The following is a 17,765-nucleotide window of genomic DNA, read 5'->3' on the forward strand; positions in this document are numbered from 1 at the left end:
ATGGCCAAAGCACTGTTGTAACTATCACAACACCAGGTAAAGATCCAGTAACCTTCACTGTAAAAGATGGTAAGAATGGTAAAGATGGCCGTACACCAACTATTGACTTAAATGCATTGGTGGAAGCAGTTAGAAGAGGTGCTGGATCAACTTCTAATTCACAACCTTCTGGAACATCAAGAAGTGCAAGAAGAGCAAGAAGTGTAGGAGATAATCCAGATGAAGTAACTCCACCAGCTCAACCAGCATCTTCAGATTCAACAGCATCACAACCAGTAGATGGTACTCGTATTACAGCATACTATGATAACAATGGTAACGGTAAATACGATCCAGGTGTGGATGAATTAATTGGTACAAGTGATATCTTGAATGGTACAAATGGACGTAATGGTGCAGATGGAGCTTCTGGTACAGATGGCCGTAACGGTGCCGAATTATTAAGTGGAGTTACTGCACCAACTGCTAAAGATGGTAAAGATGGTGATACTTACATCGATGCTAACACAGGTGATGTTTACAAGAAAGAAAATGGTTCTTGGAACAAAATCGGAAATATTCGTGGACCTCAAGGAGTAGCCGGCGAAAAAGGTGAAAAAGGTGAAAAAGGTGAAAACGGAGCTAATGGAGCAGACGGTAAATCACCAGTTGTAAATGTAACTGACAATGGAGATGGAACACACTCTATTACTGTTAGAAACCCTGATGGTTCAGAATCTACAACGAAAGTTAAAGATGGTAAAGACGGTAAAACTGCAACTATCACTACAACAGAAAACCCAGATGGAAGTCACACAATTACTGTAACAAATCCAGATGGAACATCTAAAGAAACTGTTGTTAAAAACGGTAAAGATGGTAAGACTCCTAAAGTTGAAGTAACTGATAACGGAGATGGAACTCACACTGTTAAAGTTACAGATGGAGACGGTAATGTTACAAATGCTATCATCAAAGATGGTAAAGACGGTAAAGCTGCAACAGCAACAACTACTGAAAATCCAGATGGAAGCCACACAGTAACAATCACTAACCCAGACGGAACTAAGAATGAGTTTGTCGTTAAGAATGGACGTGACGGTGTTGATGGACGTACTCCAACCGCATCTGTTCGTGATAATGGAGACGGAAGTCATACAATCGTTATTACAAATCCAGAAGGTGTGACAACTGAAACCACAGTTCGTGATGGTAAATCACCAAAAGTGACTATAACTGATGAACAAAATGGAACTCATAAGATCTCAGTTCTAAATGGTGATGGAACAACTACTGAAACAATCATTAAAGATGGTAAATCACCAGTAGCGACTGTTACTGACAACCATGATGGTACTTACACAATTCGTGTAGAAAACGGTAATGGTACTGTTTCTGAAACCACAGTTCGTGACGGTAAATCACCAACTGCTAAGGTTGTGGATAACGGAGATGGAACTCACACTATCACAGTTGTGAACTCAGACGGTACAACTACAACAACTACAGTTCGTGATGGTAAAGAACCAAAACTTGAAGTGATTGATAACAACAATGGTTCACACACTATTAAAGTAACAGGTGCTGATGGTAAAGAAACTACAACTACAATCTTTGATGGTAAATCACCAAAAGCGAACATCGTTGATAACGGAGACGGAACTCACACATTAACAATCGTAGATTCTGATGGTCGTGAATACAAATCTATTATCAAAGATGGTAAAGACGGCAAAGATGGCGTTTCACCAACTGTAACTGTTAAAAATAATAACGATGGAACTCACGTTGTAACAATCACTAATCCGGATGGAAGTAAGACAGAAATGGTGATTAAAGACGGTAAAGATGGTAAATCACCAAAAGTTTCTGTTGAAGATAATGGTGATGGTAGTCATACAATCACAATCATCAATTCTGATGGAACTGTGACAAAAACAGTTATTAAAGATGGCAAAGATGGTAGAGATGGACGTGATGGTCGAGACGGCAAAGATGGAAAATGTGGATGCCAAGACAAACCAGTAACACCATCAAATGACAAACCAGTTCCTCCAACACCTAATATGCCAGAAGGACCTAAATTTGCAATGCCAGAACCACCAGTTCATGAATTGCCAGAATTTAACGGTGGTGTGCCAGGAATACCAGAAGTTCACGAATTACCAGAATTCAATGGTGGAGTACCAGGTATGCCTGAAGTTACTGAAGTACCAGAATTAGATATTCCAACAGTACCAGTACAACCAACACCAAATGTACCGGTTAAACCTGTACCAGTACAACCAACACCAAATGTACCGGTTAAACCTGTGCCAGCGCAACCAACACCAAATGTACCGACACCAGAAGTGCCAGTACAACCAACTCCAGTTGTTCCAACACCAGAAGTACCGGTTAAACCAGTACCAGCGGTTCCAGAACAACCAGTAGTACCAACACCGGCTCAACCAGCAACTCCAGTAAATGCTAACCCAGTAGTACCAACTACAGTTAAAGAAAACCATGGGGACAAATTACCAGAAACTGGAAGCCAATCTGATTATATCTCTGTTCTTCTAGGTAGCGGTATTCTATTGAGCCTATATGTAGGTCGAAGAAAAGAAGATTAATCAGCAAAAAGCAGTCACTAATTTCTCGAAAGAAGATGATAAGTGATAGATCTCGAATGAAAGAATATTCTTAGAATGATTTTCCTATGATGGAAAAGACTGCTAAAAACCTTGAGTGGTAACGCTCAAGGTTTTTTTGGATGAGTGATGTTTGTCTGAAAATCTTGATTGAGTCTAAAAATGCCACCCTATTAGGTGGCGATCATTGATTTAGACTTTTAAAAATTCTTTATTTTTTACTGAATTGCTGCTACCAAATCTTGAGCTTGTTTTTCAATTGAGTTTAGGACTGTTTCTTCGAGAACCAATTTTCCGTCTGCCCAAGCAGAGTCATTAACACGTGCAGCAGTGAAATCACCAACTACTTGTGTACGGATAAATGGCAAGAGGTCTTTGTAGATAGCGAAGAGTTGATCGTGACCTGCATTGGCTACAGATGATACTGTGACAAACTTGTCTTGAAGAGCAGAAGCGCCACGTGTATCAGACAAGTCAAGGGCACGAGATAGCCAGTCAAGCAAGTTTTTCACTGTACCAGGGATAGAGAAGTTGTAGACTGGAGAGAAGATCCAGATAGCATCCGCAGCGAGAACTGCTTCACGAGCAGCAGCTACAGCTGGATGTGTTGGAACTTCCAAATCTTGGCTGAAGAGAGGAAGGGCTGAATAATCAAGGTAGCTAACTTCCGCTTTACCAGCAAGTACTTTCTCAGCTTCGAGAGCCATTTGGTGGTTGAAAGAACCTTGACGTAGGGATCCGACGATAAATAATACTTTTTTAGACATGATGTGTCTCCTTTTTCTTAAAATTTCGAGAATTGCCTCGTTGTTATAAAATATATTACAACAAAAGAAAACACCTTGCAAGAAATTTGCTCAGAGTTTATTTGAAAATTAAAAATTACAGAAACTTTAGTCATTTGCGACTGGAAAAGTAAGAACTGTTCGTTTTGAATCCTGGTTTGAATTTGATTTTCGAAGAGTATTCCTATATTCTCTTGTAATATGATGATATAAGTGCTAAAATAAACAAGAAAACTCGCAATAGAAACTACAGAACAGTTTTTCCGGTATCATTTCATAAATAATTAAAGGAACAATAATGGCATTGAAGAATGCTTCTAAAAAGGGGTGGAGATCATGTAAGGCATAGATTAACAAGTGACGGACAAAAGAAATAATAATACACTTGTTAAGGAGAAAAGATGTTAATAAGAAATTATCGGAAAAATATTGGCCTGATGGCCGGAGTTGAGTTTTTTGCATTTCTAGGGATTACCAGTTTTTGGATTCTCTTTCTCAGTCAAAACGGAATGTCTCTTTGGCAGATTGGACTTTTGGAGAGTATTTTTCATACGACCAGTCTTCTCTGTGAAATTCCATCTGGTATGTTAGCTGACCGCTATTCCTATAAGACCAACCTTTATTTAAGTCGTATAGCAGGAATTGTGTCTTCTATTCTCATGTTGGCTGGGCAAGGAAATTTTTGGATTTATGCACTAGCTATGGCGATAAATGCCTTGTCTTATAATTTTGATTCAGGCACAAGCGCAGCAATGGTTTATGATTCAGCCGTGGAAGCTGGACTGAAGAAGCGTTACTTATCTATTTCAAGTTTTATGTCAGGAGTAGCAGAAGGAACTCGGTCTTTGGGGACAGTGTTGGCGGGATTTTTTGTCCATGGTCAATTGCACCTGACCTACTATATCATGATTGCCACTTCTATCATAGTTCTTTTCCTGATTTGGATGCTGAAAGAACCTAGTGTCAAGCTAGAAAAAGCTGATAGTGTGACCATGAAACAGATTATTTGGACTGTTAAGGAAGAGTTGGAGCGAAATCCTATGCTGTTTAACTGGATGATTTTGTCTCAGATTGTCGGAACACTTATGTGCATGTTTTATTTTTACTATCAAAATCAGTTACCAGATTTAAGTAGCTGGCAAATTTCAGCAGTTATGCTACTTGGTAGTCTCCTGAATATCGTTGCAGTCTATCTAGCGAGTAAGATTGGAAAGAAATATGCCGCCTTGAAGATTTTCCCTCTTCTCGTCCTGCTGACTGGAGTTACCTACCTGCTGTCCTACTTTGGAACACCTCTAATCTATATTTTGGTTTATTTGATTAGTAATGCTCTATATGCTCTTTTTCAGCCGATTTTTGACAATGATTTGCAAGAGCGACTCCCAAGTGAAGTAAGGGCAACCATGCTAAGTGTCTACTCTATGATGTTTAGCCTAAGTATGATTGTGTTCTTCCCGCTGACAGGCTGGTTGATTGACCATTTAGGCTTTGTAGTAGCATTTCTTTATCTAGGATTCTTTTTAGTCATGATTAGCCTTCTACTGCCTGTATTTTTAGGAAAAATGGCTAAAAGAATAGATAATAAAATAATACCATAGATTAAAAGAACTTCTAAAAACTTGAGTGCCAAAGCTCAAGTTTTTTAATACGTTGATTTCGCTTGTGTTTTTACTTTTCTTGCTCGGTTTTAAATAGGAAAAACCTGTTTTGTTTGAAGGAAGAAATAAAGTGCGATTGTTCCTATATTCACTTGTAATAAAGCCCAATAGATGGTAAAATAGACGAGTGAAAAAAAGACAAAATAAAGCAAAAAATAATCTACTGTGGCAGTATGGTCTAGGGATGACGATTTTGTTTGTGGTTATCAGTGCTTCCTTTCTGTATCTGGTTTCTCTCGGCATGAAACCCTATCAAACAGCTAAAAGTGAAGGAGAAAAATTAGCTCAGCAGTATGCAGGATTAGAGCAGGCTGATCAGGTTGATTTATATAATGGCTTGGAATCTTATTACAGCGTTCTTGGTCGTAATAAACAGCAAGAATCACTTGCTGTCCTGATTGGAAAAGATGACCATAAGATTTACGTTTATCAGCTAAATCAGGGTATTTCACAAGAAAAAGCAGAAGCTGTTTCGAAGGAAAAAGGAGCTGGCGAGATTGACAAGATTACCTTTGGCCGTTATCAAGACAAGCCAATCTGGGAAGTTAAGTCAGGATCTGATTTTTATCTAGTAGATTTTGAAACAGGAGCATTGGTCAATAAGGAGGGCTTATGAAACTATCCAAGCGTGTTTTAGAAATGGAAGAAAGTGTTACTTTAGCTAGTGATGCGAGAGCAAAAAAATTAAAAGCTCAAGGTAAGGATGTCCTTTTCTTGACCTTGGGACAACCAGATTTTCACACTCCTGAAAATATTCAGGATGCAGCAGTTAAAGCTATTCGAGAAGGACAGGCTTCCTTCTATACAGTAGCTTCAGGTCTACCAGAATTAAAAGCTGCGGTGAATACCTACTTCGAGCGCTACTATGGCTATTCTGTCGCAAGTAACGAGGTTACCTTTGCTACAGGTGCCAAGTTCTCCCTCTATACTTTCTTTATGGCTGTAATCAATCCTTTAGATGAGGTTATTATTCCAACTCCATACTGGGTTAGTTATGGAGATCAGGTCAAGATGGCAGAAGGGATTCCAGTCTTTGTTCAAGCTAAAGAAGACAATGATTTTAAAGTCACGGTGGATCAACTAGAACTAGTTAGGACAGATAAGACAAAGGTTTTGGTTCTCAATTCACCATCTAATCCGACTGGTATGATCTATACTCGTGAAGAATTACTAGCTATCGGAAATTGGGCAGTTGAGCATGACATTCTGATTTTAGCAGATGATATATACGGTCGCCTTGTTTATAATGGAAATGAATTTGTTCCAATCTCAAGTCTATCAGAAGCAATTCGTAAGCAAACTATTGTTATCAACGGTGTATCTAAAGCCTATGCCATGACGGGTTGGCGAGTTGGTTATGCGGTAGGTAATCCTGAAATCATTGCAGCTATGAGTAAATTGACGGGACAAACAACTTCAAATTTGACATCTGTTTCTCAATATGCGGCTATTGAAGCCTTAACAGGACCACAGGAGTCTGTTGATATCATGCGTCAGGCTTTTGAGGAGCGTCTCAATACCATTTATCCGCTATTATGTGAGGTCCCAGGTTTTGAAGTCGTTAAACCACAAGGAGCTTTCTATCTCTTCCCAAATGTAAAAAAAGCCATGGAGATGAAAGGTTATACAGATGTGACTGACTTTACAACAGCTATTCTTGAGGAAGTTGGTTTGGCACTCATAACAGGAGCTGGCTTTGGAGCGCCAGAAAATGTCCGCCTCAGCTATGCGACAGACCTAGACACGCTTAAAGAAGCAGTTAAACGCTTGAAAGCATTTATGGGTAGTGAGAATGATTGATCATTTTGAAATTAAGGTAAAGGATTTACAAATTTCAGAAGGATTTTATAGGAGTTTTCTCGCCCCTTTGGGCTATAAATTGGCTTTTAAAACTACTTCTCTAATCAGTTTTCTTGCCCCAAATAGCCCTCATCCTGGTGGTGACTTTTGGTTAGCTCAGGGGACGCAAAATCCTATTCACTTTGCTTTCTTAGCAGAAAATAAGGAAGAGGTTCAAGCTTGTTATGAGGCTGGCTTAGAGGCAGGTGGGCTAGATAATGGTGTTCCTGGTTATCGCAGTGAGCATCCGATTTATTATGCTGCTTTTATGATTGATCCAGATGGGAACAATATAGAGGTGGTTTGCCATAAAGAATAAAAAAGAAAAGGAAAAATAATGACAAAACGTGTAACGATTATTGATGTAAAAGACTATGTTGGACAGGAAGTGACGATTGGCGCTTGGGTTGCCAACAAATCAGGAAAAGGAAAAATCGCCTTCTTGCAATTGCGTGATGGAACAGCTTTCTTTCAAGGTGTAGCCTTTAAACCAAACTTTGTAGAAAAATTTGGTGAAGAAGTGGGACTTGAGAAGTTTGATGTTATCAAACGCTTGAGCCAAGAAACATCTGTTTATGTGACAGGTATTGTCAAAGAAGACGAACGTTCTAAGTTTGGTTATGAGTTGGATATCACAGACATCGAAGTGATTGGTGAATCTCAAGACTACCCAATCACACCAAAAGAACACGGAACAGACTTCTTGATGGACAACCGTCACTTGTGGCTCCGCTCTCGTAAGCAAGTAGCGGTGATGCAAATCCGTAACGCTATCATCTATGCGACTTATGAGTTCTTTGACAAGAACGGTTTCATGAAGTTTGATAGCCCAATCCTTTCAGGAAACGCTGCGGAAGATTCAACAGAACTCTTTGAAACAGACTACTTCGGAACGCCAGCCTACTTGAGCCAATCAGGTCAGCTTTACCTAGAAGCAGGTGCTATGGCTCTTGGTCGTGTATTTGACTTTGGTCCCGTATTCCGTGCTGAAAAATCAAAAACACGCCGTCACTTGACTGAGTTTTGGATGATGGACGCAGAGTACTCATACTTGACACATGATGAGTCGCTTGACTTGCAAGAAGCTTATGTAAAAGCTCTTCTTCAAGGTGTTCTTGACCGTGCTCCTCAAGCCTTGGAAACCTTGGAACGTGATACAGAACTCTTGAAACGATACATTGCAGAGCCATTCAAACGTATCACTTACGATCAAGCTATTGACCTCTTGCAAGAGCATGAAAATGATGAAGATGCTGACTACGAACATCTTGAGCATGGTGATGACTTTGGTTCACCACACGAAACGTGGATCTCAAACCACTTTGGTGTGCCAACTTTTGTCATGAACTATCCAGCAGCCATCAAGGCCTTCTACATGAAACCAGTTCCTGGGAATCCAGAGCGCGTGCTTTGTGCAGACTTGCTTGCTCCAGAAGGCTATGGAGAAATTATCGGTGGATCTATGCGTGAGGAAGACTACGATGCCCTTGTCGCAAAAATGGACGAACTTGGCATGGATCGTACTGAGTATGAATTCTACCTTGACCTTCGTAAATACGGTACAGTTCCTCACGGAGGATTTGGTATCGGTATCGAGCGTATGGTAACTTTCGCAGCAGGAACAAAACACATCCGTGAAGCTATTCCATTCCCACGTATGTTGCACCGTATCAAACCGTAAAAATAAAATAAAAAAAAGAGGATAGACAAAACTCCTTGAAATTATAAAAATGCATAGTATCAGGTATTTGAAAACTTTGATATTATGTGTTTTTTTGAGAAGAGTCTGGGACAAAAGTCTAACCTTAGATATAAAAAGCGAACAAAACGAGTTATCTGACACTCAGAATTCTGTCTTGTTCGCTTTTTTGTCTAATCAATCGATTTTAAGATTTATAATAAAGAATTCCTAAAATCAAAATCTTTTTGTCCCAGCCTCCTTTCAATTGATTTTTTTAACCAGTTTCAGTTACAATTCTATAATGTTACGATGTTTCAAACAAAGTATTTGAGATTTTATTTTTAAACTGATATACTAACAATTCAGTACTTAGTCTCAAAATAGTGTCTAATCAACTCTCTACTAACTTATAGTAATTTAGTCTTTATTTGTATGTGCAGATATATGTATAGAATAAGTGCGACGTCTCGAAAATAGAGGTGACTGTCCGTTTCCTCTTTAGGCAATCCACAGGATATATCTATCTAACGTTTGCACTTTTTATGCGACACTAGAAAGGTCTACAATTTTAACTGAATGGCTATTAGTATGAGATAGAAAGATTGGTTGGGAGTTAGGTATATAAAAAAATAATTTTATAAAAGGAGGTTGTGACTCTAAATGAAGGGGAAACAACAAGATTTTCGAACGGAAAAGTACATTCGTTACGGTATTCGTAAGTATAGTTTCGGTGCAGCATCAGTAGCTATTGCAGCTGGATTGATGTTTCTTGGTAACGGCGCGGTATCAGCGACAGAGGTACAAGGTACGGAAACTACAGTAGCAGCAACTTCAGCTAAAAAAGATAATCAGAATACTGCAGAAGTAAAACCAGAAACTGAAAAAACTGCAGAAGCAAAACCTGAAGTGAAAGCAGAAGAGGCTAAAAAAGTCAACAAGGCAATACTGGAAGCAAGTATCGCGACTTTAGAATCTAAACTTGCAACTGCAAAATATGCGGATGCTACAATAGTAAATTCAGCTAAGGAAGTATTGGCAACAGCTAAAGCAGCTCTTGCTAAGGCAGAGGCTAGCCAAGCCGATGTAGATGCACAAGCAGCAACTGTATCAGCATTAAGTACTGTAGTTACTGAGTCAAATACTGCTGGTTTCGATAAGAAAGAAGCAGCTGAAAAAGAAGCAGCAAAAGCTGAAGCAGAAAAAACTGCAACTCCAGTTGAAAAAGCTCTTTCAGTAGCTACAACAACTCTGACGCAAGTATCGTCAGAAGCTGAAGTAACTAACAAATTGGCTGAAACTGAACTTGCTAAGGCAGATGTCAAAGAAGAAAACAAGGCAGCAGTTACTGCAGCAGTCGCTAAAAACCAAGCAGTTCTTACTGAAACTAAGGCTCTTCTTGCTGATAAGAGTGTTACAAAAGAGCAAGTAGATGCTCAATTGGAACGCCTTAACGAATCAATTCTTGCAGTTTATAATGAATTGAAAAACGCAGGAATCGGCCGTGATGGTAGATACGGAGTTGCTCTTTCAGCTAATGAAGGCTATACAGCTAACTCTACAGCTTTAAGAAAAGAAAATGGCGAGTTTGATGGTTCGACTGGTAAATCTTACAAAGTACTAGACGGTAACGACAAATATAAAATTTATGTTCATGGATATCAATCAGACAATACAGATGTGCCTGCGGCTAATAGTGGACAAGCAGGGATAAGTGGTCGTACTGATATTCCTTTATCAAAAACAGAAGCTCAGAAACTTGGTCGTGAAGCTGCTCTATGGAAAGGGAAACTTCGTGCTACAGGAAAAACTAATGGGAATACAATATGGGGTGCGGGTGGATCTTATGAATATTTAGCGACAGAAATTTATGGATACACATATGAACAAGGCAATCACTACGTGTATATTACTGATGCTAAAAAACGTTTTACTTTATCACCAGAAGCAGAAGCTGCGGGATATAAAATTAAAGATATCCAACTAAGTAACTTAGTTCCTGGTACAGGATATAATGAAAAAACAGATACTGTAGAAGGATACGTAGCATCTACTCTTCAAAACGGTGTATATGACATGCGCTATATTGTAACTGTAGAGAAAGATGGAGCTACTCAAGAAGTTACTTTCCGTGACTTAACAGCTGGATGGATTGGATGGCAAGACTCAACAGCTCCATTAATTAAAGGTACATCTACAATGGTCACAATCGGAGATGAAGTGAACCATAATATTAAATATGTTGATAACGATGGAATGAGTCGTGATGAAAGAACTGGTTATGTATACAGAAGTAATGGAGAAAAAGTTGTTGCCGGTTCAAAAACGGCTCCTGGAGGCACGAATGGAGCAACCTTTACTGCAGTTGATGGATCTAAAGTAAATACCCAGAACGGACCACAAACTGTTACAGCCCACACAGCCTTAAATGGTAATTTTACGGGAAGTAAAACTTCGATAAATGATGTTGTACCAGGATTAAATTATGATCCAAAAACTGGAGATATTACAGGAACAGCGTCAGAAGCTGGAATTTATACAGCAAATGTTTACGCCAAAGACTATAATAATACAACCAATGCGAAAAATCAGGATTGGAATATGTATGGTCAAGAAGCTCATGAAAATATTACGATTGCAGTAGCTCCAAAAATTACTGTATCTAATGTTGAAGCGTATGCAACAAAAGTTCCAGTATCTGTTTCTAACGGTGCTAATAAAGCAGAAATCACAATGCCAGATGGAACAGTTACAAAATTAGTTGTAAAAGACGGTAAATGGACTGTAGCTGCAGGAACTACTAATACAGCTGTAAAAGAAGGAGATCAACTTGGAGATGCTTCGGCAACAGCAGCGTCTAAAATTAATATTCCTGTTACTTCAGACTCTACACAATATGTTGGAGTAGATAGTATTGTAGCGAAAGCAACAACTGATAAAGTTCGTGCAGACTTACAACGTGAAGTTGTGAAAGTGAAAGATGCAAATAATAAAGAATATACAGCTACATTTAATAGTGCAACTGGTAAATATACGCTTCCAAATGAAGACGCATATGTCTTAAAAGACAATGGAGATGGAACTACAACATTAACAGAACGTCGTGTTTATACAGATGCAAAAGCAGATGGTAGTGTTGACTATATTGTATACGAATTCACTCGTACATGGAATGCAACATCTTCAGCAGCTACTTTAACAGAAAAAGTTGCAGAAATTCGTAAGAATGGTGAAGTAACAGCCGTAGGAGATGTAACTCGTACAGTTACTGCATTACCAAAAGCGCAAACAGCTGATACAAAAGGAGTTACGGTTACTGTAACTTATGATTCAGCAACAAATACATGGACTGCTTCTGATGGGTCTACAGTTACTGCTGAAAAATCAAATGCTGGATGGAAGATTTCTACAGATTCAGGATTTAAAGGATATGTAGCTTTCCGTGAAGCAACAGGAACAGACGTAGCTTCTATTCAAAATGATAAACCAACTGGAACTTCAACAAGTTATTCAGATACTCAAGGGAATTCTGTAGACTTATTGAAATCACCAAAAGCAAATGTAGCATTTGAAGATAAAATTGACGATGAGTCAGATGATGCTCAATCTGAGACAATTAAAACTAAATTAACAGTAACTTCACCAAGTGGAGCTAAAAAAGAATTTAATTTAGCAGAAGCAGAAGAAAAAGCATATATTCAAGCACAACGTACTGCAGCAGAAAAAACAAAAGCAGCAGCAGAAGCGATTGCGAACGCTCAAGGAGCAAATAATGAATTAGCGAAAATTCAAGAATTAGTAGACCGTCAAGATAGAATTGTAGAAGATGCTCAAAAAGCTTTAGACGATTTAAATCTTCGTACAATTTCACCAACAGCGAGAGATTTAGCTGAGAAGAAATTAAATGCGGCAAAAGAACAACAAGCATCACTAAAAGCAGAATTAGATAAAGCGGCAGCAGCATTACCTGATGTAGAAGCAAAAGTGAAATCAGCTCGTGATGAAGCTCTTGCAGCTGAAAAAGCTGTAGAAACAGCTCGTGAAGCATTGAAAACAGCAGCTGAGAAAAACTTAGCAAACCCAGAAATCGCAGCATATACATTAGGTGAATATGGAAGTTATAAAGTAACAGTAAGATCTGTTGACTCAAATGGTGTTGTAACAACTCCAACAGTAGGAAAAACAGATTCAGGAGAAGTTACAGAAGATGCAGTTGCAGAAACAACTTACTACATTGTAGTTTCTAAACCTGAAAAATCTGCTGGAGCAGAAGGACAAAAACAAACTGATTCAATGGAAACAGGATTCAAGACTGGTTTACCAAATAATGCAGAAGTATCTGACTACAAACTAGTTGACCCATTATCTGGTAAAAAAGTAAGTTCTGTAACTACTGATGAAGGTACTTATGAAATTGATGAAAACACAGGTAAAGTGAACTTCACACCAGCTCCAGGATTTATCGGTACAGCTAAACCATTAACAGTTTCAGCTAATGTAACGTTAACAGGAGATGATGGAAATCCAGTGGTAGTAGAATCTACAACGACTTATACACCAACAGTATATGGTGTTAAACCAAAAGATGATGAAACAACTGGAAAACAAGGTCAAGTTCAAACTTCAATTCCAGGAAGCGAACGATTCTCAGCATTAAATACAGGAACTAATACTCCAGATAATACAAACGTAGACTGGACAACAGCTAAGTACTCATTAGAAGGTGCTAATGAAGAAGGTAAGGTTGTAGTTGAAGGAGAAGGAACATACGCTATTGACCCAGCAAAAGGTACAGTAACATTCACACCAGAACCAAGCTTCAAAGGACAAGCGAAAGGCGTAGAAGTAAAAGTATCTGTAACAGCAACTGATTCAGAAGGAAACAAAGTTGAAGTTACATCTAGTGGAGATTACACACCAGAAGTTGAAGCTGTAGAACCAACTGCAGAACCTAAGAAAACAAGTGGAAAACAAGGACAACCTCAAACACAAGATACGACTACAATGTTTAAAGAAGGAGATACTACAGCTCCTATCGAAAAATCTACGATTAAATTAGTAGATCCAACAGGTGCAGAAGTAACGACTCTTCCAGCTACAAAAGATGGAAAAACAGTTGGTACTTACACAATCGACCCAACTACAGGAGTGATTACATTCCAACCGAATAAAGACTTCACTGGAACACCAGAACCAGCGAAAGTAGTAGCGGCAGATAAAAATGGAACAAAAGTTGAAACAACTTATACTCCAACGGTTACTCCAGTAGAACCAGAAGGTCAAGATAAAACAACAACTGGATACCAAGGTAAACCACAAACAGGAACGGTAACATTTACTGAGGGAGATCCTGAATTCCCAATCGATAATAAAGTACCTGCAACATTTGAAGATGGAACAACTAGAAAAGAAGTTCCAGGAGAAGGGGTATACACAGTAGCAGAAGACGGAACAGTAACATTTGTACCTGAAAATCAATTTACAGGAACAGCTAAAGGTGTAACTGTAAAACGTGTAGATACAAATGGAACTCCAGCTACAGCGAAATATACACCAATTGTTATACCGGTAGTACCAGAAGGATTTGACAATGTTACAACAGGAGTTCAAGGTGAAACTCAAAACGGTAAACCATACTTCAAACCTGGACGTGAAGATACGCCAATTGATGAAAATGTACCACCGAAATTAATCGATCCAATAACTGGACAACCGTCAACAACAAATGAAATACCAGCAAAAGATCCAGAAGGAAATGTAATCGGTAAATATGCTTTAAATCCGGCTACAGGGGTAGTAACATTCACACCAGAAAATAAATCTTATGTAGGACCAGTTCAACCAGTAACGGTTCAACGTCAAGATACGAATGGAACAACAGTACCTGCGGAATATACTCCAGTAATCGTAGGGGTTAAACCAACGGCTAAACCAGCTGATTCAACAGATGTACAAGGGGTAGAACAATCGAAAGAAGTAACATTTACAGCAGGTAAGGCGGATGTAAATGGAACAGAAAAATCAGTAGCAATTGATCCTGCTTCATTCAAACTATTAGGTGAAGATGGACAACCAGCAGACTCAGTACCAGCTAAAAATCCAGCAGGAGATGTTGTCGGTACTTACACACTAAAAGTGGTAAGTGGAAAAGCAACGGCGGTATTTACACCAACGGATAAAACTTATGTAGGAACGGTTCAACCAGTAACGATTCAAGCGGCAGATACAAACGGAACAACAGTAAAAACTACGTATACTCCAAATATCACGCCAATTAAACCAACGGCAACACCAGTTAAAACAACGGATGTACAAGGGAAAGCTCAATTTGGAACTCCAACATTTACAGCAGGAGATTCAAGAGTACCGATTGTTGAAACTTCAACGAAATTAATCGATCCAGAAACAGGAAACCCGGTAGACTCAGTGACTGTTGAAGGAGAGGGAACATATACAATCGAACCAAATGGAAGTATTAAATTCCAACCAGAACCACAATTCACTGGAAAAGCAACAGGTATTGATGTTCAACGCTTAGATGAAAATGGTACACCTGCTAAAGCTACGTACACACCAACAGTAACTCCAGTAAAACCAACAGGAGAAGACGTTACATCAGAAGATGTACAAGGTGCTGAACAAAATGGAACACCAAAATTCACACCAGGAAATCCTGATGTTGCAATTACAATTACTGATGAGCAACCAGCGAAATTAATCGATCCAGAAACAGGGAAGCCAACTGATAAAAACAAAGTAGTGATTCCTGGTGAAGGAACATACACGATCGATCCTAAATCTGGGGAGGTAAAATTCCAACCAGAACCACAATTTACAGGTCAAGCAACAGGGGTAACTGTTCAAGTGAAAGATGCGAACGGAACACCTGTAGAAGCAAGCTACACACCTAAAGTTAAAGGTGTAACTCCAACAGCAACACCAGCTAAATCTAAAGATATTCAAGGTAAACCACAAACAGGATTACCAGAATTCAAAGGTGGAACAGTAACGGTTAATGGTGTACCAAAAACTGTTGAGATTGATGAAACAAAAGCACCTAAACTAATTGATCCAGAAATAGGAGAACCAACTGATGAACCAGTAGTAATTCCTGGAGAAGGAACATACACAATCGAAGATGGTAAAGTTAAATTCCAACCAGAACCACAATTTACTGGAAAAGGAGAAGGTGTAGAAGTTCAACGTGTAGATAAGAATGGAACGCCAGTAACAGCTAAGTATACTCCAAAAGTAGTGCCAGTAACGCCAACAGGAGAAGATAAGACATCTACTGGACCTAAAGGTAAACCACAAACAGGAACACCAGAATTCAAAGGTGGATCAGTGAACATCAATGGAAAAGAAGAAACTGTTGAAATCGATACGAATGTACCTGCAAAATTAGTTGATCCTAAGACAGGAGATCCAGTTGATTCAGTAACAGTTGATGGAGAAGGAATATATACAATCGATGCGACTGGTAAAGTGACATTCACGCCAGAATCAGAATTCTTAGGAACAGCAACAGGTGTAACAGTTCAACGTCAAGATAAAAACGGAACACCTGTAACAGCGACGTACACACCAACAGTAACTCCAGTAACGAAGACTGTAGACAAAACATCAGAAGGTGCTAAGAATACTCCACAATCTAACACTCCAGAATTCACAGGAGATGTTGACTTAGATGTACCACCAACATTTGATGATGGAACAACTATAAGAGTAGTAGAAGGAGAAGGAACATATACAATCGATGCGACAGGTAAAGTAACATTCACACCAGAACCAGAATTTACAGGTACTGCAGATGGAATTACGGTCGTTAGAAAAGATAAATTAGGTAAAACTATCTCTGCTCAATACACACCAACAGTACGTCCGGATACTGAGTTTGTAGACGAAAATGGAAATCCAATTAAAGGATATCCAAGTGAAGATGGAACAACACCGAAGAAAGATATTCCTGAGTATCGTTATGTAGAAACAGTAACAGACGAGCATGGAAACACAAGACATATCTATAAACAAGTTGTAACATTCTTCAAAGATAAAGAAGGAAATGAAATTCCAAATTATCCTGTAGAAAAAGGAACAACACCGAAGAAAGATAATGTTCCAGAATACAGATTCGTAGAAACGAAGAAACTTCCAAATGGAGATACAGAACATATCTACGAAAAAGTAACTACATTCTTTAAAGATAAAGATGGTAAGGAACTTCCAAATACACCTTCTGAAAAAGGTATTGTTGGGAAGAAAGATGTACCAGGTTATAAATTCCTAGAGACTAAGAAACTTCCAAACGGAGATATCGAACACGTATATGAAAAGGTTGTAACGCCAACACCTACTCCAACTCCATTTAAATACAAAGTCATCACAACTTATGTAGATGAAAACGGAGAATTAATCATTCCGGATGAAAATGGTTTACATCCAGGTAAAGAATTAAAAGGATATGAAATCGTTCGTACTGAAAAAGATGAGAATGGAAATGTCCGTAATATTTACCGTAAAGTGACAACACCAGAAACATCTATCATCACAACTTTTGTGGATGAAAATGGTAACCCAATTCTTCCAAATGAAAATGGCGAAGTTCCAGCTAAGGATATCCCAGGATATGAATTAGTCAGAACAGAAAAAGATGCGAACGGTAATGTCCGTCATGTTTATCATAAGATTCAAGAAACAATACAAGAGCAACCAGTGCAACAAATATCAGAAAAAGAAGCTGAGGCTAAACAAGAGTTGCCTAACACAGGTACAGAAGCTAATGCTAGCCTAGCAGTACTTGGACTTCTTGGAGCCCTAAGTGGATTTGGACTTCTTGCTCGCAAGAAAAAAGAAGACTAAAAACTCATAGTTTTTGAGAAGATGATTCGTCATCTTCTTTTTTGCTCTTTGTCAACTATAGTGGTTTTTTATTTAATTAAGTTAGAGAGACGGATTTCATTTCTCATTTTTCTAGTATTAAATGAAATATAAATTTTAGATTTAAAACTTTTTTGATAAAAACCGAAATCTGTAAATTTGTTTAGTATAATAATGGACATTTTAAATTTAAAAATGCTATAATGTGAGTTAGGGATCGCTTACCTATATAAAGCCATAAAATTGTGTAACTTCGGCTTAGAATGGAGGAATTTTCAAACTGCTAGGAATCGATTTCACAGTTAACATATAAATAAAA

The 17,765-nt window shown here is 38.6% G+C and carries 8 protein-coding genes; 7 read left to right on the plus strand and 1 reads right to left on the minus strand.

Features of this window, described 5'->3' with window-relative positions; all coding sequences use genetic code 11:
* Positions 1–2,591, plus strand: a 2,591-nt coding sequence (locus tag RYK12_RS02310) for an LPXTG cell wall anchor domain-containing protein (RefSeq protein ID WP_314846693.1), incomplete at its 5' end; no start/stop codon positions are given.
* 236 nt (positions 2,592–2,827) lie between these two features.
* On the opposite strand, the gene RYK12_RS02315 is transcribed toward RYK12_RS02310, so the two are convergent.
* The gene (locus tag RYK12_RS02315) at positions 2,828–3,376 is read right to left on the minus strand and encodes an NADPH-dependent FMN reductase (protein ID WP_314846694.1); all 549 of its coding nucleotides are present in this window, start codon (positions 3,374–3,376) and stop codon (positions 2,828–2,830) included.
* Positions 3,377–3,795: 419 nt separating this feature from the next.
* Between RYK12_RS02315 and RYK12_RS02320 the strand changes: the two genes are divergently transcribed.
* The 6 genes from RYK12_RS02320 to RYK12_RS02345 all read left to right on the plus strand — a co-directional run bounded on the left by RYK12_RS02320 (position 3,796) and on the right by RYK12_RS02345 (position 17,428).
* On the plus strand, positions 3,796–4,992 hold the full coding sequence (locus RYK12_RS02320; RefSeq protein ID WP_314846695.1) for an MFS transporter: 1,197 nt from the start codon (positions 3,796–3,798) through the stop codon (positions 4,990–4,992).
* A 187-nt stretch (positions 4,993–5,179) separates the two neighbouring features.
* Positions 5,180–5,668 carry a DUF5590 domain-containing protein gene (locus RYK12_RS02325; protein ID WP_314846696.1) on the plus strand — a complete coding sequence of 163 codons (489 nt, stop codon included), beginning with the start codon at positions 5,180–5,182 and terminating at the stop codon, positions 5,666–5,668.
* A complete protein-coding gene (locus tag RYK12_RS02330; protein WP_045612065.1) occupies positions 5,665–6,852 on the plus strand; it encodes a pyridoxal phosphate-dependent aminotransferase in 1,188 nt (395 codons plus the stop codon). Before RYK12_RS02325 ends, RYK12_RS02330 begins: the two co-directional genes overlap by 4 nt.
* A complete protein-coding gene (locus RYK12_RS02335) occupies positions 6,845–7,210 on the plus strand; it encodes a VOC family protein (RefSeq protein ID WP_314846698.1) in 366 nt (121 codons plus the stop codon). Before RYK12_RS02330 ends, RYK12_RS02335 begins: the two co-directional genes overlap by 8 nt.
* 18 nt (positions 7,211–7,228) lie before the next feature.
* Positions 7,229–8,572, plus strand: coding sequence for an asparagine--tRNA ligase (asnS, locus tag RYK12_RS02340; protein WP_000167160.1), 1,344 nt, complete (start codon positions 7,229–7,231; stop codon positions 8,570–8,572).
* 660 nt (positions 8,573–9,232) lie between these two features.
* On the plus strand, positions 9,233–17,428 hold the full coding sequence (locus tag RYK12_RS02345; protein WP_314846700.1) for a YSIRK-type signal peptide-containing protein: 8,196 nt from the start codon (positions 9,233–9,235) through the stop codon (positions 17,426–17,428).
* Positions 17,429–17,765: the final 337 nt, after the last annotated feature.

Origin of the sequence: uncultured Streptococcus sp. (assembly GCF_963518475.1) — a bacterium.
Lineage (GTDB): Bacteria > Bacillota > Bacilli > Lactobacillales > Streptococcaceae > Streptococcus.